The sequence below is a fragment of the Caballeronia zhejiangensis genome (assembly GCF_000698575.1).
GTDB lineage: Bacteria > Pseudomonadota > Gammaproteobacteria > Burkholderiales > Burkholderiaceae > Caballeronia > Caballeronia zhejiangensis.
Genome location: NZ_JFHD01000044.1, coordinates 13,850 through 31,975 on the forward strand (window position 1 = coordinate 13,850; position 18,126 = coordinate 31,975).

20 protein-coding genes are annotated in these 18,126 nt (G+C 59.8%); 10 read left to right on the top strand and 10 right to left on the bottom strand.

The genetic code is table 11. The annotated features are described in order from the left end of the window. Positions 1–294: 294 nt before the first annotated feature. Positions 295–543: an alcohol dehydrogenase catalytic domain-containing protein gene (locus tag BG60_RS37420; protein ID WP_035473209.1), complete on the top strand. Its 249-nt coding sequence runs from the start codon at positions 295–297 to the stop codon at positions 541–543. Between the two features lie 164 nt (positions 544–707). Continuing rightward, positions 708–1,196 carry a hypothetical protein gene (locus BG60_RS31580; RefSeq protein WP_051078919.1) on the top strand — a complete coding sequence of 163 codons (489 nt, stop codon included), beginning with the start codon at positions 708–710 and terminating at the stop codon, positions 1,194–1,196. 381 nt (positions 1,197–1,577) lie between these two features. Here the strand turns inward: BG60_RS31580 and BG60_RS31585 are convergent, their stop codons facing one another. The 5 genes from BG60_RS31585 to pdxR form a co-directional block, all read right to left on the bottom strand. Next, on the bottom strand, positions 1,578–2,351 hold the full coding sequence (locus BG60_RS31585; protein WP_008344480.1) for an HD domain-containing protein: 774 nt from the start codon (positions 2,349–2,351) through the stop codon (positions 1,578–1,580). A 124-nt stretch (positions 2,352–2,475) separates the two neighbouring features. Further along, positions 2,476–3,159, bottom strand: a complete 684-nt coding sequence (locus tag BG60_RS31590) for an HD domain-containing protein (protein WP_008344479.1) — start codon at positions 3,157–3,159, stop codon at positions 2,476–2,478. Positions 3,160–3,288: 129 nt separating this feature from the next. Further along, entirely contained in the window at positions 3,289–3,744 is a 456-nt protein-coding gene (locus BG60_RS31595) for a carboxymuconolactone decarboxylase family protein (protein ID WP_008344477.1), read from the bottom strand. 24 nt (positions 3,745–3,768) lie between these two features. Continuing rightward, positions 3,769–4,185: a cupin domain-containing protein gene (locus BG60_RS31600; RefSeq protein ID WP_008344475.1), complete on the bottom strand. Its 417-nt coding sequence runs from the start codon at positions 4,183–4,185 to the stop codon at positions 3,769–3,771. Between the two features lie 116 nt (positions 4,186–4,301). Further along, positions 4,302–5,711, bottom strand: a complete 1,410-nt coding sequence (pdxR, locus tag BG60_RS31605) for a MocR-like pyridoxine biosynthesis transcription factor PdxR (RefSeq protein WP_008344473.1) — start codon at positions 5,709–5,711, stop codon at positions 4,302–4,304. A gap of 183 nt (positions 5,712–5,894) precedes the next feature. Between pdxR and BG60_RS31610 the strand changes: the two genes are divergently transcribed. Together BG60_RS31610 and BG60_RS31615 are read left to right on the top strand one after the other, a co-directional pair. Next, entirely contained in the window at positions 5,895–6,554 is a 660-nt protein-coding gene (locus BG60_RS31610) for an HD domain-containing protein (protein WP_008344471.1), read from the top strand. Between the two features lie 51 nt (positions 6,555–6,605). Continuing rightward, positions 6,606–7,328 carry an SDR family oxidoreductase gene (locus BG60_RS31615; RefSeq protein ID WP_008344469.1) on the top strand — a complete coding sequence of 241 codons (723 nt, stop codon included), beginning with the start codon at positions 6,606–6,608 and terminating at the stop codon, positions 7,326–7,328. Between the two features lie 607 nt (positions 7,329–7,935). Here BG60_RS31615 and BG60_RS31620 read toward each other — a convergent pair. From BG60_RS31620 to BG60_RS31635, 4 genes are all read right to left on the bottom strand, one after another. Then, a complete protein-coding gene (locus tag BG60_RS31620; protein WP_008345064.1) occupies positions 7,936–8,130 on the bottom strand; it encodes a YqaE/Pmp3 family membrane protein in 195 nt (64 codons plus the stop codon). Between the two features lie 98 nt (positions 8,131–8,228). Further along, entirely contained in the window at positions 8,229–9,050 is an 822-nt protein-coding gene (locus tag BG60_RS31625; protein WP_008345062.1) for a CsgG/HfaB family protein, read from the bottom strand. A 357-nt stretch (positions 9,051–9,407) separates the two neighbouring features. Then, positions 9,408–10,340 carry a hypothetical protein gene (locus tag BG60_RS31630; protein WP_008345060.1) on the bottom strand — a complete coding sequence of 311 codons (933 nt, stop codon included), beginning with the start codon at positions 10,338–10,340 and terminating at the stop codon, positions 9,408–9,410. Between the two features lie 225 nt (positions 10,341–10,565). Then, complete coding sequence (locus BG60_RS31635) at positions 10,566–11,663, bottom strand: CAP domain-containing protein (protein ID WP_008345058.1); 1,098 nt, start codon at positions 11,661–11,663, stop codon at positions 10,566–10,568. Between the two features lie 94 nt (positions 11,664–11,757). On the opposite strand from BG60_RS31635, the gene vapB reads away from it, so the two are divergent. Genes vapB through BG60_RS31660 form a run of 6 tightly spaced genes read left to right on the top strand, consistent with a single transcriptional unit; the run spans position 11,758 to position 14,887 of the window. Continuing rightward, positions 11,758–11,994 (top strand): type II toxin-antitoxin system VapB family antitoxin, encoded by a 237-nt coding sequence (vapB, locus tag BG60_RS31640; protein ID WP_008345055.1) that lies wholly within the window; start codon positions 11,758–11,760, stop codon positions 11,992–11,994. Continuing rightward, positions 11,994–12,395, top strand: coding sequence for a type II toxin-antitoxin system VapC family toxin (locus tag BG60_RS31645; protein WP_008345053.1), 402 nt, complete (start codon positions 11,994–11,996; stop codon positions 12,393–12,395). The genes vapB and BG60_RS31645 overlap by 1 nt, the downstream gene beginning before the upstream one ends. 16 nt (positions 12,396–12,411) lie before the next feature. Continuing rightward, a complete protein-coding gene (locus BG60_RS39160; protein ID WP_008345052.1) occupies positions 12,412–12,588 on the top strand; it encodes a hypothetical protein in 177 nt (58 codons plus the stop codon). A gap of 35 nt (positions 12,589–12,623) precedes the next feature. Further along, entirely contained in the window at positions 12,624–12,842 is a 219-nt protein-coding gene (locus tag BG60_RS31650) for a hypothetical protein (protein WP_008345050.1), read from the top strand. Between the two features lie 11 nt (positions 12,843–12,853). Then, entirely contained in the window at positions 12,854–13,156 is a 303-nt protein-coding gene (locus tag BG60_RS31655; RefSeq protein ID WP_008345048.1) for a DUF2471 family protein, read from the top strand. Between the two features lie 3 nt (positions 13,157–13,159). Next, positions 13,160–14,887: a hypothetical protein gene (locus tag BG60_RS31660; protein ID WP_144403852.1), complete on the top strand. Its 1,728-nt coding sequence runs from the start codon at positions 13,160–13,162 to the stop codon at positions 14,885–14,887. A gap of 92 nt (positions 14,888–14,979) precedes the next feature. Here BG60_RS31660 and BG60_RS31665 read toward each other — a convergent pair whose 3' ends face one another. Then, complete coding sequence (locus BG60_RS31665; RefSeq protein ID WP_008345044.1) at positions 14,980–18,123, bottom strand: error-prone DNA polymerase; 3,144 nt, start codon at positions 18,121–18,123, stop codon at positions 14,980–14,982. Between the last annotated feature and the right edge of the window lie 3 nt (positions 18,124–18,126).

An 18,126-nucleotide genomic window follows, 5' to 3' on the forward strand; every position in this document is an offset into this window, starting at 1 on the left:
GCCGTTCCCCTATCGAAAACGGCTGCCATTCAAACGGCAGCAATGGCTTTGAAGCCGACGGACGACATACTTGTTCAAAACTGGAGCGGCAACGGCCTTGTCATCGGTCCCAGCTCCGGCCGATGGAACATTTGTGCAGGGTGGTCGGTAGGTCAATGGCGTGTCGGCGTTGAACAGGGCGCTGCAGCAGCGTCAGCCAGCGTCGGGGGCTGGTTCTAGCCGTTATGCAAGCAATAAGTACTAGGCCTTGCTGGAGCGGCATCATGTGGTTTCAAGCATGAGTCGCAAGGGAAATTGCTGGGCCGCGCACCCGGCGCGCACGAGCTAAAAATCGACATCGCCTTCTGTGGCGTCTTCCATTCCGACATCCCATCGGGTACGCCGCAAATGGGCCGGTACGCTGTTTCCTCGCGTGCCGGGCCGGAAATCGTCGGGCGCGTGTCGGCGGTCACCGCCCATGTCTCGGGCTTCAAGGCGGGCGTCTTGCCGGAGTGGGATGCATCGACCTGGCGAGCGGCACAGGCCTGGGCCTGTCGATATTAGCCCGTATTGCCAGTTTTTTGGAGGCGGCGCTAACCTTCTCTCACGGCTTGGACGGCAGGGGCTTGTCTGTGCCGATGACGTTTCCGAGATAAGCCCTGTGAGCCGAACCTGTGAGACGCCGAGTTCCAGTCTTGATTCGGCCGTTGCCTTATATCCACCCACACGTGAGCAAGGCCTTGATCAGATATGCCGCTGCATCATTCATTCTCGTTCTTTCCATCTGGCTGGTCGGAGCATCGGCCGCGCCGCTGAGCGAGCAGCCGAACTCACGGACGATTGCTTTTGTTGTTGCGGTGGCAACGAGTGATTTGCGCAGTGCCAGGGAAGGAGGCGAACATGTGTTTGCTTATGCTCCGGACGAGAGTGAGGGGACACTGTCTTCCGCCATAAAGGATTGGTTGTCGCAGGGGGACAAGGCGAGATTGAGGCTCGCGCCTGCTGACCAGGCAACCATCTTCGCATTCTACTGGGCGGCGACGCGGATGCCTCCGCAGTCGCGGTGCTTCATGGACATCGATAGTGAGGAATGCCAGCAGGATCTTGGTTACTGGCTAGCTCGGGTGCGAAATGGCGATCCGGAATTCGTCTCAGCGTATCGGCAGGCGCAGATGCGGTTGAGTCTACCCCCGCTAGCTACCCAAAGGCACGAGTGACCGTCGAGCGCATTCACGGCAAACACTGCACGTACGCGAGCGAGCTCGGTGGGCGAGCGGTTGGGGCGGCGGACTGCGGCGCTGACCAAGAAAATCAGGCGTCGGTGAATCAGACCCGGCTGCCATCGTATGGTTCGCGAGGCTAGCGCCAAGCTAATGGTCGATCATGATCTATTAACGGCCGTTAGCCTAACCGCCGCCCGACCGTCGGCCAGGGGTCGCCTAGGGAAGTTGGGCGACCAGTCCGTTCCGGGTTCGGCCAGTTGTTAGACAGTCAACGATACGCGGCAATTGACGCATCAACGGCCGGTATGCTTCAGACATCCGACACCTGTCCGGCTTTCTTTGTGCGGCCGACTACCGCAACCGCGAGTTCGACGATCATCTTCTTGTGGCCCACGGGGAGTTGCGCATGAGAGCGCTGAAGTCTCGACGGACGAAGTGAGGATCTTCATAGGCCATTACATCCGCCAAACCGGTTCCCTGGGTGGTCTCGGGTCGATGCTTAAGGCTGTCATAGAGAGCACGCATGAATGCTTCAGCGAAGCCAGGCGGGTGAGGATAGGCCGTCTCGACGGCGTCCTGCTGGTCGGAGCTGAAACCGTCGTAGCCGGCGCCCACTAGGTCCATGTTGGCTCCCTGAGCAACGAGTGCGGCCAGCGGCGATACCTGCGCCGGGATACCGTTCGTTGTATGTAGCGCAATGGCAAGCCAAACTTGCTCGATGAGGGCTTCTGAAATTCCGTGGCTTCGCAGGAATTCCCGCGCGGCGTTGGCACCGTCGACTTCGTATCGCATATGGCTCTGGGAATACCGCTCCGTCAAGCCGAAATCATGAAACATGGCCGCGACGTACAGGAGCTGCGGGTCGTAAGGTATGCCGCTTCGTCGCGCTGCTAAGGCAGCCCAGTAATAGACCCGTGTTGAATGCTGGAAAAGAAAGTCTCCCTCGGAATCGCGGATGTACCGCGCTGCGTCGCGCGTCAACTTGCTGTCGGGGATTGCGACGTCCGAAAGCCTGCCGGCCGCTTCGGGGACTGGAAGGTCGGGCGCAGGGGCCCGGTCAGCGGCGCGCACTTCAGCCGCTCGAACGATCAATAAGATGGAAATAAGAAGCACGGCGCAAGCCGTGCTTGAAAAGCTACCGATTTTCATGATCCAAGTCCTTCTCAAGAGGAGATTCACACGGCATTCCCGTCGGCGAGTGATAGCTACAACATCGCCCCACGGTTGTCATACGATGCCACCTAAGACGGCGCGGACGATGGTCGACCGGCAACTACACATGTTGATGCGTGGGATCTTGACAAATGCAAGCGTAGTGCGAGTCGTTCCAAGCGTTGCCAAGGATGATGCTGCAGAAGTTCATCCGGCGGAAACTCGGGTCCTTGAGCGCGAGGACGTCGTCGTTCACCGTACCGAAGGTCGAATCGGGTCGATGCTTCATTCCCTCGTTGAACGCATCGATGAGTTGCTCCTTGAAGTCTTCTCCGCGAGGGTGAGCGTTGACCACCAGCAAGCGCTGCTCTTCGGTGAATTCGTCGTAGGCAAAGCCGAGGACGTCCGTTTCAACGCCTGCCGTCACCAGTTGAACCACAGGCTTTTTGAATTGCGGAATACCGGGGGTTGTGTGCAACGCTATGGCGTCCCATACCAGATCGATTTTGTCTTCGGGAACGCGATGATTGTGAAGGAAGCGCCGAGCGGCGTTCGCGCTATCAACCTCGAACCGGTTCTGGGACGTGCGAAATTGCGCTGTGAGCCCGATGTCATGGAACATCGCACCGATGTAAAGAAGTTCAGGATCGTATTTCAGCTGCTTGCGCTCCCCTGTCAGAGCGCCAAAAAGAAAGACGCGAGTCGAGTGATGGAAAAGCAGTTCTGACTCTGTGTCGCGGATGAGCTCGGTGGCCTCACGTGCCATCGCGCTGTCGGGAATCTTGATGCCTGCGATGATCGTCATGCTGATGACTCCAAGGATACTTACTCGCGCCGTCGAATTCGCTAGCGGAGAACCGCATCAAAAACTGCATTTGAAATCGCGCGGTGTGCCGAATTCGAGGCGCTTTTCTGCTGTGCAAACGCGTGGCGGTTACTGTTCCAGCACAGCCTGGGGCGTGTTCCGGAAGCTGATTGCCATACGGTTATAGGTATTCATGAGGCTGATCGCGATGGTCAGGTCAACGAGTTCGCGCTCGTTGAACGCAGTACGGGCAGCTTCGTACGACTCCTCCGGGACACCGGTCTGCGCCACCAGCGTGACCGTTTCCGCCCATGCGAGTGCTGCGCGTTCGCGGTTGTCGAACAGATGGCCCGCTTCCCTCCATGCCTGCACGAGCGCCAGCTTTTCGACCTTCACGCCTTTTCGCAGCAGGTCGCGTGTATGCATGTCGAGGCAATAGGCGCAGTTGTTGATCTGCGAGACGCGCAGGTAGACGAGATCCACGAGAACCGGCGATAGGTTGCTCTGCATGACGTAGCCGTAGACGCCGCCGAGTGCTTTTACGCCGGCGGGCGCAATCTGGGTGTAGTCGAGACGCTTGCTCATGATGTGACTCCTTGAAGCGATGATTTACTTGATGGGGGTAGTCAGGGCCTGGTCGTTGCTGTCCGTAACGAAGACGGCGAGCAGCTTCGCAGGCTTTGTTTCGCTCGCGTTACGGCTTATGCGGTGAACTGCGCCTGGCTCTTCGAAGAAGCTCTCGCCAGCGTGATAGACGCGCTTCTGACCGTCATCTACCTGCGACTCGACCTCGCCCGACACGACATAGGCATAGATGAAAGCTGAGCCCGCATGCCTGTGGACGGATGACGCCGCCCCCGGCGCGTAATCGACGACGACAGCGGTCAACGACTTCCCCACAACGTTGGGAATGGCGTGCTGAAAGTTCGGTGTGACCGTTTCGGTCCCCCCGTGCGCCGACGCCGGCACGGCGATGGCGAAGGCGATGGCTGCGCCGGTAGCTCTCGCGATAGATTGGATGGTCATGATGTCTGCTCCTTTGTGTTGCTCCATTGTCATGCGACGTTGGGGCACGCAAAAGCACCAGGAACGAACAATTACGATGCACCAAGAAGCGAGCTCGGGCCGGATTCGCTAGTCCGTCAGTGATGCCCGCGGACGATTTCCAGGAGCCGAGAACAGTTAGCCGCCACCGTTCTTTCATCCAAATTCGTGACGCCGAGCAGCAGGCCCTGTTGCGCGGGCTTGCGGGTGTACCAAGGCGAGAGAGGAACCGGCGCCAGCCCGAATAGTCGCGCCCGGGCAGCGATATCCGTATCCGATACGGATTGAGGCAGCGCAGCTACCACAGTCATGCCCGCCGCGGCATGGACTCTGATTGATTCCGAAGCCAGTTCATTCAGACAGCGAACCAGTGCGGTCTGTCGGGCCGCATAGAGGCGCTTCATACGCCGCAGATGGCGGAGATAGTGCCCGTCATGCATGAACTCCGTGACGGCATGCTGCACGGATGCAGTCGGGGCAGGCGCGAGGCTCGCCGCGATTTCGCCGAGCCGGCGCGCCATGGAGAGCGGAACAACAAGAAATCCCAGACGCAGTGCCGGGCTGATCGTCTTGCTGAAGGTGCCGATGTGAAGTACCCGACCGTCCGGATCGAGCGAGGCGAGTGCCGGTGCGGCCCGTCCTTTCAGCTGCAGCTCACCGAGATAATCGTCTTCGATGATCCAGGCGTCCCGCTGCTTTGCCCAGTCGAGCAGTGCGATACGTCGACGGAGCGACATCGTCATTCCGAGTGGCGCTTGCTGGCCCGGTGTCACCACTGCAAGGGAAGCTTCAGGAGCGATTCGGATGCCTGTGTCGATATCGAGCCCGTCTGCGTCCACGGGCACCCCTGCCACGGTCATCCCCGCCAGCCCCAGCGCCGTACGGGTTAGAGGAAAGCCAGGATCTTCTATCCAGGCTTGCCGGCCTTCCATTTGCAGCCCACGAATCGCTAGGTTGAGCGCGCCGGCAAATCCTGCTGTGACGAATACTTGCGAAGGACTGCATCGAAGCCCGCGTGAGACGGCAAGATACGACGCGATCTCCTGTCGCAACTCCGGCTCGCCTCTCGGATCAGGATAGCCGACGGGAGCCGCTGCAGCCCGGCGCGCCGCACGTGACTGAATACGCGACCACAGCTTGAACGGAAAGGCGTCCTGGGAGGGCACGCCCATCTGAAACGCCAAAGGCGCCGTGCTGAAGTCGTAAAAGAGATCCGGGAGCGGTGGTGCGTCCGGCGACCATTTGGTTGTCGCCGGCAAAGGCCGCGCGGCTACCCGAGTGCCCGCCGCGCCCAAACCGATCGCGAACTGCTCGTCGATCAGACGCTCATAGGCGGTCCGCACGGTGCCGCGGGACACCCCCAGTTGGGCAGCCAGATCGGACCAGGAGGGCAGCCGCGCGCCGGCGGCGAGCTGGCCTGACTCGATCGCACTTCGAATTGAGCCGTATATCTGCGCAGACAGCGGGATGCGTCCGGCGCGATCGAGGCTTACAGAAAGCGTTGTCATTGGCTTGATAGTACATTGGAATTCATCAAACTTAGGCCTTTTCCATGACCTATGGGTAGCGTACCTTCCTCGGTGTAGCGCCTCCAGTCACTTCCGGTGCCAGACCAGCCGCCCGCTTCGGGCGGTGCGGAAATCAAGTTTGCGGCAGTAATCGCACGTTCCTCACAGATCGAGTACCTCGAGATGAAGCAAGATAAAGCAACGACGGCGAACGAAATGCTCGGCATCGTCATTCCCGACAGTCAGCTAGTTAGGGAGGTAGCTCAGCTCATTCGCGACACCGAAAGCGAGCTGCTGTTTAACCACTCGACACGGGTGTACCTATGGGGCGCGCTACTAGGAAAACGAACGAGCGTCGCCTTCGACCCAGAACTGCTGTATGTGGCGGCCATGTTCCACGACATCGGTTTGACGCCGGCCTATCGCGAAAGCGAACTTCGTTTTGAAGTCGACGGCGCTAACGCTGCCCGCGACTTCCTACGCAGCCATCATGTCGACGAGGCGGACGTAGCCAAGGTGTGGACCGCTGTAGCCCTCCATACAACGCCGGGCATACCCGAGCACATGCACGGCGAGATCGCTCTGGTGCAAGCCGGAGCCGGGATGGACGTGGCGGGACGGGGCTTTGATGACTTCACCGAGGAACAGCGCGCGGCGGTAGTCGCACGCTTTCCGCGTGGTGCTAATTTTGCCGACAAGATGATCGATGCCTTCCACGACGGCATGAAGCATCGCCCGGGCACTACGTTCGGCACGTTCAATGACGATTTCCTGGCGTACAAGGACCCCGGCTTCGAGCGGGTGAACTTGTGCAGCATCATCTTGAATTCCCGTTGGGGCTAACGTCCTTTCGGACCACCGAGTCAACTCTCTTATGCTTTACAGGATTTTCCGATGTTCAAACGTACATTCTTGGTAACGGGCGCCAGCAAGGGCATCGGGCGCGCGTTGTCGAACCGGCTCGCTGCTGGCGGGCACCAGGTCGTCGGTCTCGCACGCGGCGCCGACGATTCAAGTTTCCCCGGCACACTGGTCTCCGTCGATCTGACGGACCGAAATGCGACCGCGCATGCACTTGAGCGGTTGGCCCAGCGCTATGCCTTCGATGGCGTCGTTAATAACGCAGGGTTCGTCCGGCTGGCCGGTGTTGAAGCGATCGATCTCGACGACCTCGAAGCGTCCTTCCGTCATAACCTGACTTCTGCCGTGCAGACCGTACAAGCCCTGCTGCCCGGCATGCGGAATCGAGGCTGGGGGCGAATCGTGAACCTCTCCAGCCTTGTCGTCCTTGGCGTGGCCAACCGCACGGCCTACGCTGCGGCGAAAGCCGCGATGATGAGCTTTACGCGCACGTGGGCGCTTGAGCTTGCTCAGACGGGCATTACTGTCAACGCCGTCGCGCCCGGGCCCACTGAAACCGAATTGTTTCGGCAGAACACGCCCGTTGGCAGCGAAGCGGAGCAGCGTTTCCTGTCGCTCGTGCCGATGAAGCGATTTGGCAAGCCTGAGGAATTAGCCGCGGCTCTAGCATTTCTTCTGTCCGAGGATGCGGGCTTCATTACTGGACAGACGTTATTCGTTGACGGTGGCGCATCGGTGGGGAAGGCGGCCTTCTAATCGCGCACCGACCATCGTACTCGCGATATCCAAGGGCGCAACAACCGTGCTTCGCTAGCGCGCCCGAAACGACTGTGCGACGGTCACTAGCGCGGCAGTGGCTAGACTCATAACTTTCTCCGGTTCGTCGAGTGCTCTTCGCACAACGACGAACTTTACGCCGCTCCCCTGTGGGGCGGCTTTTCTACCCATACCCTGCAACGAACGACTGTTGCACCCCGTCAAGAGACGCCCATGGCAGCAAGCGTTGACTGGCTGAAGTGGGTCGATGAGCGACAGTGACGGATGGCCGAGCTCACGCAGATTAGCGTTGGCCGCTGGTACAGTTTTCACTTTCCGTGGCACGCGACAGGCTGCCAATGACGTGCAGGCGAAATTGAACGGTCACAGCATCGTTTCAGAGCCGAATTCCGGGTCAACGACGTAGCAACCAGCTCGGCCGGCAACGGCGATTGGGCGCACGCGAAGCGAGTACTTGAATGTCTGCCACGTGATCCTTCGTCGTAACAGAAGCCGTCCAACGTTGAATGCGTAGAGCATCATCCTTCCCATCTAACAATGATGGCCGACGCGAAGCTCTTGCCCCTCGGCGGCCTTAAGACATTGGTCAGGCGCGGCTAGCGAGCGCGCGCTCGATCTTGCGGTCGGTCTTGTACTGGCCCAGTGCGAAAACGGACCAGATCGCTGCGGGAATCCAGCCGATCAGCGTCAACTGCAGCAGAAGGCAAATGATTCCGGCGATGGGGCGGCCGATCGTAAAGAACTGGAGCCACGGAATGATGATGGCGAGGAAAAGACGCATGTTGGGTTCCTTGATGGTTCGATGAGACCGCTATAACGGCTCACTTAAGCGAATCCTTAACGGGGCGGATAGGCCTCCGGCCTCCCGCCCTAGCTCGACTAGTTGACGACGAGAGCGCCGCCGTTTCCGAGGCCGCCCTTGACGTTCTGTGCGCGGTACTGGCGAACTGCGCCAACGAGGTTGTTGAGCGAGTCGGTGAAGGCAGCGACGACGACCTTGCCTTGCGCCGTGCGTGCGTACGCGCTGCCGCCCGCAGCGCCTGCGCCGCCGAAGCCACCGGCCAACACGCCTGAGAGCATGCCGTAGTCGACGTTGCGCGCCGAACCTTCGGCCGCCGCCAGTTGGACGCTGGAGCGGTTATCGACGAGCGTCAGCATGGTCGAGGCTTCCTGCGCCTTCATCGTGCCCGCGACACCCGCCAGTGCGCCACCAACGACAGGCACGAAGGCGAGCAGGCCGGCAGCACCGCCCCCCGCGTCGCGGTTACTGAAGGTCACGCTGGGGCTGATCGTGTAATCGGCCGCGACCATCTGGCCTTTGTGCATCTTGGAGGTCTTGCGCAGTTCGCCCGATGCGTTCAGCGAGCGCTCACCCATAGCGGTGCCGAGCGCGCGGCCGCGATCGACGATCACGAAGCAGTTGCTTTGCTGCACAAGCAGCTTGAGGACTGGCACCGTCGAGCCGAGCTGGTATTGACCTGTGAGAAGGCCGTACCACGGCGCTTCCGTATCCTCGACGATCGCGACCGTGCCAAGCGGCGCCGCGCAGTGCTGCAGGCCTGCATTGGCGTTCTGCGATGCTTCGCCAGCAGCGGAACCGGTCGCCGCCGTCTTTGCGGATTGCGCGCCCGGCTGCATCTGGGAGCAGGCGGACAGCGCGAGAACGGACAGGGCGGCGATGCCAATCATTTTGAGCTTCATGGTTCCTCGTTGTTGTCGTGAATTCTTGATTTATGGCGCAACGGCCGATTGAGCCAGCAGCGGTTGCGCGGTCACCGCGCAGACGCTTTCATAAGCGAAGACAAGGCTACCGGCCCTGGGCGCGTCTCGGATTTGGAAAGACGCGCGTTTTTGAGCGTCTTTCCGTTATCTGCGGTGTCTAACGCCAGCGGCGCTCGAGCGGGGTCACTCGCCACCACACGCCGTCAAGGCTCGATGCTTGCGCGCGAACCCGACGCATCGCCCCGCGCTTCACCATCAGTCCGCCGTCCTTGACGAACCCCATGCCTTTCAATGCCTCAGTGGTGTATCGCTTTCTCAGCGTCGCGTAGATGCGAGTCACGACGACTTACCGACCGGAGCAGCGCCCACCTTCGCAGGGCAGTCGAAGCCCGTTCGGTCCCCGCGGATCACTTCCACATCCGCGCGGTTCGCCCGGACGAGAACATCGCGCGACCCGTTTGTTTCGTCGAAGAGCCGTATGTACGAGCTTCCGCCGACCCCATGCCACACGGCGCGGGCGTCGCGCGTACCCCACTTATCGGTGGTCGGAAGCTTGCAGAACTGCACCTTCACTCCGCTCGCCGTCGCGATTGCAGCCAGCTGCGTATGCTCAGCATCGGAAAAGATCACAACTTGGCCGGGCGCTGAGCGCACGCCGAGGTTCACCATCGACAAATTCAGGAGAGCGGGGCGGGTGGCGACGAGCGCGCCAAAAATGGCCACCGCCAAGAAGACCACCGTGAGACGAATATCGCGCTGCTGCACTTTGGACGGAACGATCAGCACGATGATCGCGGTGATTGCGCCCACAGCAGCAAAGAACATAAGGGTCGCGTGCATGCGGGCGTCGGGGGACTGGTCTCTGACAAAAACAAGCAGATAGGCTAGGGGGAGCGCCACGAGAAACGACATAAAAACCATCGATCCGCTATCGACTGCGCGATGCAGCGAAGCCGCCGGCGGCTCCCCGCGCCGCTTGAGGCGGAAGTTGTTGGCGACAACGAGAAGCTTGAGCGCCCACAACGTCGAGAAGGCCCCGAAGCCGACGCCGATCAATGCTATGCAGGTGAATGAGAACGCGGCGGACGCCAAGAAGAACGCATCGCCCAGCGACAAACCCTCGGGCACGATGCTTTCGAAGTAGCAGTAGGCGACCAGTATCAGACCGCCGAGGAGGAGGACCGCTTTCCATGCGGCCGCAAATGCAGCTTGAATGACGTCGATGAGCGACTTAATCGCGTCGACGGGCTCTTTGTTTTTAGGTTCCATGTGATGCCTCGCTAGGTGATGATGCGACGCGAAACAGTCGCGTCATGAACAAGGCTAGCGAGCCAAGCGCAAAGTCAAGGAAGTGACTTGCTAATCCTCAGGGGAGCCGCGGAAACGTATAAAGGAGCACTTCCTTCTGGCCCAAAAGAAAAGAGCGGAGGTGGTGCCTTCGCTCTTTTCTGGGATCGACTTCCATCCGTTGCGCTTGCGGCGTGCTTTTGCGCGTTACTCAGGCACAACGTGGAACTGCTTCTCGCCGCCCAAGACTTTGGCCGACGCATCGGCTTCCGTCGTGAATGACCAGGTGACGTCGATAGGATGCGTGTCGCCATGCAGCGCTTTAAGCACGCCGGTCACATGAACCGAATACGCTGTGTTTCCTTTGAGGGCGGTGTACGGGATGCACATGGCGCCGTTCGTTATCTCTGCGTTGCCGTCCGGCGTAGGTTGAAAACACGGGACGTCGTTGCCGCCGCTATCAGTGATTTTGATGCTGACTGAGCTCAGGTGCCCCGTTAGCTTCGCCTGAATCGTCACGGGGTAGCCGACGTAGGTGTTCTGATACTGCGGCTGACTGGCGAACGGGTTCGGATTCTCGGCTGCGAACCACCTAGCCGGCACACCCGTTTGACCGGAGTATGGATACGCGACGAGCTGTGTATCCGCAACGACCGATGAATATCCGCCGAAGTCAATGTTGACCGCCTCCCACGTCGCACTGGTCGATGCGCCAACACCGAGCGATGCATAGCCCTCAAGCATCAAAAAGCGGTGGAATGGTGCATCGAATAGCGATGTGACGCCGGTCAACGACGTCGGAAAAGCCCGAATGTCTCCGGCAATCGTAACTTCACCGAACACGGCATCCGAGCGAGTAAAGGGCGACTGTCCCGTGTAGCCGGGAAGTCCCTGCGTTTCGTTATGCCCGGTTGCCTGGTTCAGTACCAGGTAATTGGCGTGGTTCAGGGCCGACGTAACCAGCGTCTGGTCAACGGTGAGTTGATTAATACCAACGTTGTGTCGTACCGCGCTCATAAACGCGATGCTATCCGCTGTCGGATCCCCCGTGGGCGAGACACTCTGCGGCGTAGATGCGGGCGGGAGCAGCGTCACCTTCTGCGACGCGGCCGGTAACCCCGTCTGATCGCCAGCATTTGTGGAGCTGCTTGTGCTGTTCGAATCGGAGGAACCAGAGCCGCCGCACGCGGCAAGTACGGCGACGGTCCAGACCGCCAAAGCGGAGAGCCGTTCACGCAGCAAGGCAAGAGGGTGCCGGTTCAACGTCAGGCCCGTCGAGCGATAGTCGCTACGCCTGCGCCACATGGGTCGGCCCGGCTACCCGCGTACACACGCGTATTTACATTTACTCTTCAATCGCTTATAGTACATCCATTGTACATACGCAACGAGGAGCGAGATGCAGACCACGCGAGTTTTCAGGAACGGCAATTCCCAGGCCGTCCGCATTCCTGCTGACCTCGCCTATGAGCGCAGCGACCTTGAACTTGAGATCGAACGCGTGGGCGATGAAATCCGCATCCGACCGGCGCGCCGACCGCTCGCCGGTGTGTTGAAGAAATTCGCCAAATTCAGCCCCGACTTTATGGCCGAGGGACGAGGCGAGCAGGAACAAGCAGAACGCGAGGGCTTGTAATGCCGCGCTTCATGCTCGATACCAATATGTGCATCTACCTGATGAAGAACCAGCCCGAGCAGGTGGCGAAACGCTTCGCGGAGTGCTTTGTCGGTGACGTGGTCATGTCAGCTATCACGTATGCAGAGTTGGAATACGGTGTCGCCGTTTGTGCGAATCCGGCGAAAGAGCGGCGCACCCTCGCCGCGTTGATTGAGGACATTCCGGTGGCTCCGTTCGATGCTGCGGCGGCGGTGGCCTACGGCCCGATTCGTGAGGCTACTCGGGAGCGCAAGAAGGACCACCTAGATAAGCTGATCGCCGCACATGCGGTTGCGCTCGACGTTGTCCTTGTCACGAACAACACAAAAGACTTTGTCAGTTATCCGGGCGTCAAGCTCGAGAACTGGCTGAGCGATTAAACACGGAAAACGAACCATGTCCAATTTGACTCCAGCGCTTGCTCTGCGGGCAGCGATCAACGTTTTGCGCGATTCTGCTGAGTCACGCAAGATGCCCAACGGTGAGCCGCTAACCGATGCCTCAGTGCAGCTCCATTTCGACGCGGCGGACTTGCTCGATGAGTCCTTGTCGGACCTTCGCGACCACGAGTAAAAGGAAGCGACGCAGCCCATTAGGGAGATGACACGATGCCGACTATCGAACTCCGAATCAACGATCGTGAACTGGAAGCCGAGCTTACTGCTGGACTTAGGGTAATCATTCGTGAGGGCGATGTGGCCGAGGTTGCTTACTCGCTGAGTGAAGCATTTGCCGCGCTGCTTCCGCACGGTCCTGAGTATGTGCTCCGGTCAACCGTCGACGATGCAATCAGGGCACTGTTACGAAAGCACGCACTGCCCAACTAAAGGGAGAAAGAATGGATGCGCTGTATGCCGCGGATGCGGCTCTAAAAGACGCCGTGCCTGCAGCCGTGCAACGCCATCGGCAGGCCGCGACGCTGACTTGGGCGCTAATTCATAAAATCGAGTCAGAGATTCTCAGTGAAGTTGCATCCACTGGCGAACACAGCGCGCGGATGCTCGGCATGTTGCGGGCCTCTCCGGCAATGGGCTATCCAAACGACGACCGGCCGGTTTCTTTCGAAGGCCACGACGTGGTGCCCACGGTCTTCGGCGCGATCTACGCCGAATGGAATCGGCATGTCGCATTAGGAGATTGATTCTTGACTTTAGAAATTGTTCAATCGCGTCTTGACAGGCTTCTCGCTAGGGAAACGCCAAAAGTCGCAATGCTCACCGGCGACTGGGGTTCCGGTAAGACATATCAGTGGAAGCAAGCCCTCGAGAGATCGACGAGGAAGGGCGCCCCCCCTCGCTATGCCTACGTATCTCTGTTCGGCCTCACGTCGCTCGCGGAGGTGCGAAAGCGCATCACGGAAGAGGTGATGTCAGCAATAAGACTGCCGGGCCGTAGTGATACAGTGGGAGATGCAATCGAAGGTGGAGCTATAGGCTTGAAGCCGATGCAGATCCTGAAAATTCTGCCTGTAATTCCATACCTCGGGAAGCTCGAGTCCCTCGCGCAAGAGCTTTCGTTTGCGACTGTGCGAAACGCTGTCATTTGTTTCGATGACCTGGAACGCGCACCTTCTACCCTGCGCTTAGCTGACGTTTTCGGACTTGCCTCGTTTTTGAAGGAGGAACGGAATTGCCGTGTTCTCCTTATTTCCAATCAAAAAAAGTTGGGTAACGACGCCAAGGACGAGTTTTCTACCTACCTCGAGAAGGTCGTCGAGGAGACGGTCGATTTCGCACCGACTCCGGAGGAGGCGTGTGTCGTCGCGCTCGGCGCGGAACCTACCGCGGCCGGGAAGCTGCTGGCGGAAAGATTCGTTCGTCTAGGAGTCTCGAACATTCGCGTGATCAGCCGACTCGGCGCGCTTGCCGATGACTTGGCGACGATCGTGACGGATCTTCACCCCAACGTGCTTGCCGACTTGGTCAACACATTGGCGCTCTTCGGGGTTGCACATTTCATTCCTCGAAAAGACTTTCCCACGGTCGAATACCTGCTCGAATACGGCGGCGAGGAGTGGACAAAATATTTCCACAACGAGAAGAAGAGGGAAGAGCAGACCGAACAAGAAAAGCGGGAGTCGGACTGGGATGAGCTTATCGAAGGATATGGCTACAGCGAAACAAGCCCACTCGACAAAGAAATCTATGTCGGCATTGCCTCGGGATTTTTCCGCGAGGAGGCGGTTCGAACCCTGTCGGAGGATTTGTCGCAGCGCATTGACGCAGGCAGCCGGAAAGCGTCATTTGATGCTGCGCTTCATCGGTTTTGGTGGGGCGTCGGTGACAGTAAGAAAGCCTTCGAGCACTTAATGAAAACGACCATGGCCGCGCTCGACCAGATTGCCACTTCCGAACTTTACTCTGTTTATGAAGTGCTGCTTAATCTGCAGGGAAAGGACGCGGCGACGCGATTGCTGGATCAGTTTATCGCCGCGAATCAAAATCGCCTAGCGGCCTTGGCACCTAGCGAGCATTTTGGCGAGAAGTACGACGCTACCTTCAAGGCCGTGCTTGAGGCCGAGGTCGCGCGTCTCAATGCCCCGGTGGACCTAGCTAAGACGCTCGATGCAATTCAGTTCAACCGTGGGTGGAATCCAGAGGACCTCACGACCATTGCGGAAGCGAAGTTCGAGGACATCCTGCCCCTGCTCACCTGTGCCAATGACGACAAGCTGTTCGCGCGCCGGTTGATCACGCTCCTCAAGTTTGGTGAAAGGGGGCAGACGGCGGCGGAGAGGAATGTGCGCGAACAGACGATTGAGTGGCTGAAAACATTCGCCGAGACCGATCCTATCTCTGCTCTGCGCGTGAGGCGCTTCCTTCCAGAAGACGAGATCATACCGACAGATCGTCGGCCACGCGGCTCTCCCTGAGTAATAACGCGCTTCACGGTGCATAAGGAGCGCACTCTGGGTACGGGAGTGCCAAGTCCGACAAGGGCTCAACGCCGACGCGGTACTAATGCTCAGTGGAAATTTCGGCTCGACGTAGCCAAATTGCCAAGGAGCGGCGTCATGTCGACAAGTCGATTCGCGACGAGGTGCTTTACCTCGCCTTCCTTCTGCCAGACTCCGTAGACCCCGAGCAGCGAGGCACCGAGCGCTTCCTTTCTGAACTTCTCGACCAACGACGGCCAGACGATCACGTTGATCTGGCCGGTCTCGTCTTCCAACGTAATGAAAAGAACACCGTTCGCTGTGCCGGGCCGCTGGCGCACGGTGACGATCCCGCATGCCTTTGCGAGACGGCCGTTCGGATAGGTGGCGAGCTTCGACGCCGCGAAGATCCTCTTTTCATTGAGCCGTTCACGCAGCAAAGCAAGAGGGTGCCGGTTCAATGTCAGGCCCGTCGAGCGATAGTCGCTGACGATCTCCTGCGCCTCGTTGGGCGCAGCAAGCACCGGCAGTTCTTCCTCACGCGTCGTTGCGCGCAACAAGTCCTTGTCCGGCACGGCTACCACCGCCTGCCAAAGCGCTTCTCGCCTATTCCCAGATAAGGCCGAAAGGGCGTTCGCGTCCGCAAGCAATTGAAGGTCGCGTCGATCGAGGTATGCACGATTGGCAAGATCGTTGACCGACTCGAAAGGACGCACGGCTCGCGCGGCCTCGATGCGGGCAGCAGACTCGTCCCGCATGCCCCGAATCAGCGACATGCCGAGGCGCACCGGCGCCATCGAACCGTCGCCTTCTAAAAACGAATCCCAGTTGCTGACCGTGACGTCGATCGGCAGCACCCGGACCTTGTGGCGCTTGGCATCCTGAACCAGTTGCGAAGGCGAGTAGAAGCCCATTGGCTGGCTGTTGAGCATCGCGCAAAGGAACGCGGCCGGTTCGTGGCACTTGAGCCAGCAGCTTGCATAGACGAGCAGGGCGAAGCTCGCGGCGTGGCTCTCCGGAAAGCCATATTCGCCGAAGCCCTGGATCTGCGCGAAGATCGATTCAGCAAATTCGCGGTCGTAGCCACGATCGAGCATGCCGTTCACGATGCGATCGTAGTAGTGCTGCAGTCCGCCTTTGCGCTTCCACGCGGCCATAGCACGGCGGAGCTGATCGGCCTCTCCGGCGCTAAACCCTGCTGCTAGCATTGCGACTTGCATCACCTGCTCCTGGAAGATCGGCACCCCGAGCGTGCGAGCGAGCGCGGTCTCCATCTCAGGCGAGGGGAACGACACGGCCTCCAATCCTTGCCGCCGGCGCAGGTACGGATGCACCATGCCGCCTTGAACCGGACCCGGCCGCACGATCGCCACCTCGATCACGAGGTCATAGAACTGGCGTGGCTGCAGGCGCGGCAACATGCTCATCTGTGCACGCGATTCGATCTGGAAGACGCCGACGGTATCGGCGCGGCAAATCATCTCGTAGGTGGCTGAATCTTCGGCCGGGATGTCTTGCAACTCGAACGGCTCGCCGCGCTGCTTGGAGATGATGTCGAGTGTGCGCCGGATTGCCGACAACATGCCGAGCGCCAGCACATCGATCTTCAGCAACCCAAGCGCTTCGAGGTCGTCCTTATCCCATTGGATCACGCTGCGATCGACCATCGCGGCGTTCTCGATCGGCACGAGACGAGAGAGCTTGCCGCGCGCAATGACGAAGCCGCCGGTGTGCTGCGACAGATGGCGCGGGAAGTTGAGCAACTGCGACGCGAGGCTGGCCCACTGCTGGATCATCGGCGTCGAGGTATCGAGGCCTGATTCAACGAAGCGATTGAGCAAATCCGCGCTCGAGTCGAACCAGTGATGCGACTTGGCCACCTTGTCGACGATGATCGGATCGACGCCCAGTGCCTTGCCTGAGTCACGCAGCGCACTCTTGGGCCGATATGTCGTCACGGCGGCCGCGAGGGCCGCGCGCGTGCGCGTGTACTTGCGATAGATGTACTGGATGACTTCTTCGCGCCGCTGGTGCTCGAAGTCCACGTCGATGTCGGGCGGCTCGCCGCGTTCCTTAGAGATGAATCGCTCGAACAGCATGGAGCTGCGCGCTGGATCAACCTCGGTCACGCCGAGGCAGTAGCAGACCGCGGAGTTCGCCGCTGATCCGCGTCCCTGGCAGAGGATTCCCTCGTTGCGGGCGAAGCGCACAAGGTCGTACACGGTCAGGAAGTACGGCTCATATCGAAGCTCTGCGATGAGCGCGAGCTCGTGCTCGATCTGCGTCTGAACCTTGTGCGGGATGCCTGCCGGGAAGCGGCGGTGTGCGCCAATGTACGTTTCCTGTCGCAGGTAGGCGGTCGGTGTCGTGCCTTCCGGGATCAGTTCGTCGGGGTATTCGTAGCGCAGTTCATCCAACGAGAACGTGCAGCGATTTGCAATCGTCAGCGTCTCGGCCAATGCTCGCTCGGGATAGAGGTTCGCGAGCCGCAATCGCGCGCGAAGGTGCTGCTCGGCGTTCTGTGCCAATTCGAACCCGCACTCGGCAATCGACCGGTTTAGGCGCACGGCAGTCAACGAATCCTGCAGCGGCTTGCGAGAACGCACGTGCATGGTGACAGCGCCGGTGGCCACGACCGGTACACCGTGCTGGTCAGCGACGTACTCGACGATGCCGCGGTGAATGTCATCCATCGCGCGAGCGTGGAGCGTCAGCGCCGCCCAGCAGCGGCCCTCGAAGATGCGGGTAAGCCATTCCATCTGCGCATCCAGTCGTTCCTCCTTTGCCGGATATTCGGGCGAGAGGATGATGAGGCAGTCGGGCAGGCCCTTCAGATGTTCGTGCGGCGCTTCGGGCCGCGCGAGATCGTTCGGCGTCAGCAGGTAGGTACCCTTCGATGTGCGCGTGCGCGCGAGGGTGATGAGTTCCGACAGATTCCCATAGCCATTGCGGTTCATGGCAAGCGCCGTGAAGGCGAGGGCAGGCGTGCCGTCGGCGTTGGCCAACTGGAAATGCGCGCCGACGATGAGCCGGATATTGGCTTCCTTCGCGGCGACGTGCGCGCGGACGATGCCGGCGAGCGAGCATTCGTCGGTGATGGCGATCGCGAGATAGCCAAGCTGCTCAGCGCGCAGAATCAGTTCTTCCGCGTGCGAGGCGCCGCGCAGGAACGTGAAGTTGGAGAAGCACTGCAACTCGGCGTAGCCGGGCAGCATCGAGGTGTACACGTCCATCGC

Coding starts and splice junctions, on each gene's coding strand:
- BG60_RS31590 (WP_008344479.1), bottom strand. CDS start 3,159: ATGACGATCATCGCAGGCATCAAGATTCCCGACAGCGCGATGGCACGT.
- BG60_RS31645 (WP_008345053.1), top strand. CDS start 11,994: ATGCCGCGCTTCATGCTCGATACCAATATGTGCATCTACCTGATGAAG.
- BG60_RS31665 (WP_008345044.1), bottom strand. CDS start 18,123: ATGGACGTGTACACCTCGATGCTGCCCGGCTACGCCGAGTTGCAGTGC.
- BG60_RS31615 (WP_008344469.1), top strand. CDS start 6,606: ATGTTCAAACGTACATTCTTGGTAACGGGCGCCAGCAAGGGCATCGGG.
- BG60_RS39160 (WP_008345052.1), top strand. CDS start 12,412: ATGTCCAATTTGACTCCAGCGCTTGCTCTGCGGGCAGCGATCAACGTT.
- BG60_RS31625 (WP_008345062.1), bottom strand. CDS start 9,050: ATGAAGCTCAAAATGATTGGCATCGCCGCCCTGTCCGTTCTCGCGCTG.
- BG60_RS31635 (WP_008345058.1), bottom strand. CDS start 11,663: ATGTGGCGCAGGCGTAGCGACTATCGCTCGACGGGCCTGACGTTGAAC.
- BG60_RS31595 (WP_008344477.1), bottom strand. CDS start 3,744: ATGAGCAAGCGTCTCGACTACACCCAGATTGCGCCCGCCGGCGTAAAA.
- pdxR (WP_008344473.1), bottom strand. CDS start 5,711: ATGACAACGCTTTCTGTAAGCCTCGATCGCGCCGGACGCATCCCGCTG.
- BG60_RS31650 (WP_008345050.1), top strand. CDS start 12,624: ATGCCGACTATCGAACTCCGAATCAACGATCGTGAACTGGAAGCCGAG.
- BG60_RS31585 (WP_008344480.1), bottom strand. CDS start 2,351: ATGAAAATCGGTAGCTTTTCAAGCACGGCTTGCGCCGTGCTTCTTATT.
- vapB (WP_008345055.1), top strand. CDS start 11,758: ATGCAGACCACGCGAGTTTTCAGGAACGGCAATTCCCAGGCCGTCCGC.
- BG60_RS31630 (WP_008345060.1), bottom strand. CDS start 10,340: ATGGAACCTAAAAACAAAGAGCCCGTCGACGCGATTAAGTCGCTCATC.
- BG60_RS31655 (WP_008345048.1), top strand. CDS start 12,854: ATGGATGCGCTGTATGCCGCGGATGCGGCTCTAAAAGACGCCGTGCCT.
- BG60_RS31620 (WP_008345064.1), bottom strand. CDS start 8,130: ATGCGTCTTTTCCTCGCCATCATCATTCCGTGGCTCCAGTTCTTTACG.
- BG60_RS31610 (WP_008344471.1), top strand. CDS start 5,895: ATGAAGCAAGATAAAGCAACGACGGCGAACGAAATGCTCGGCATCGTC.
- BG60_RS31600 (WP_008344475.1), bottom strand. CDS start 4,185: ATGACCATCCAATCTATCGCGAGAGCTACCGGCGCAGCCATCGCCTTC.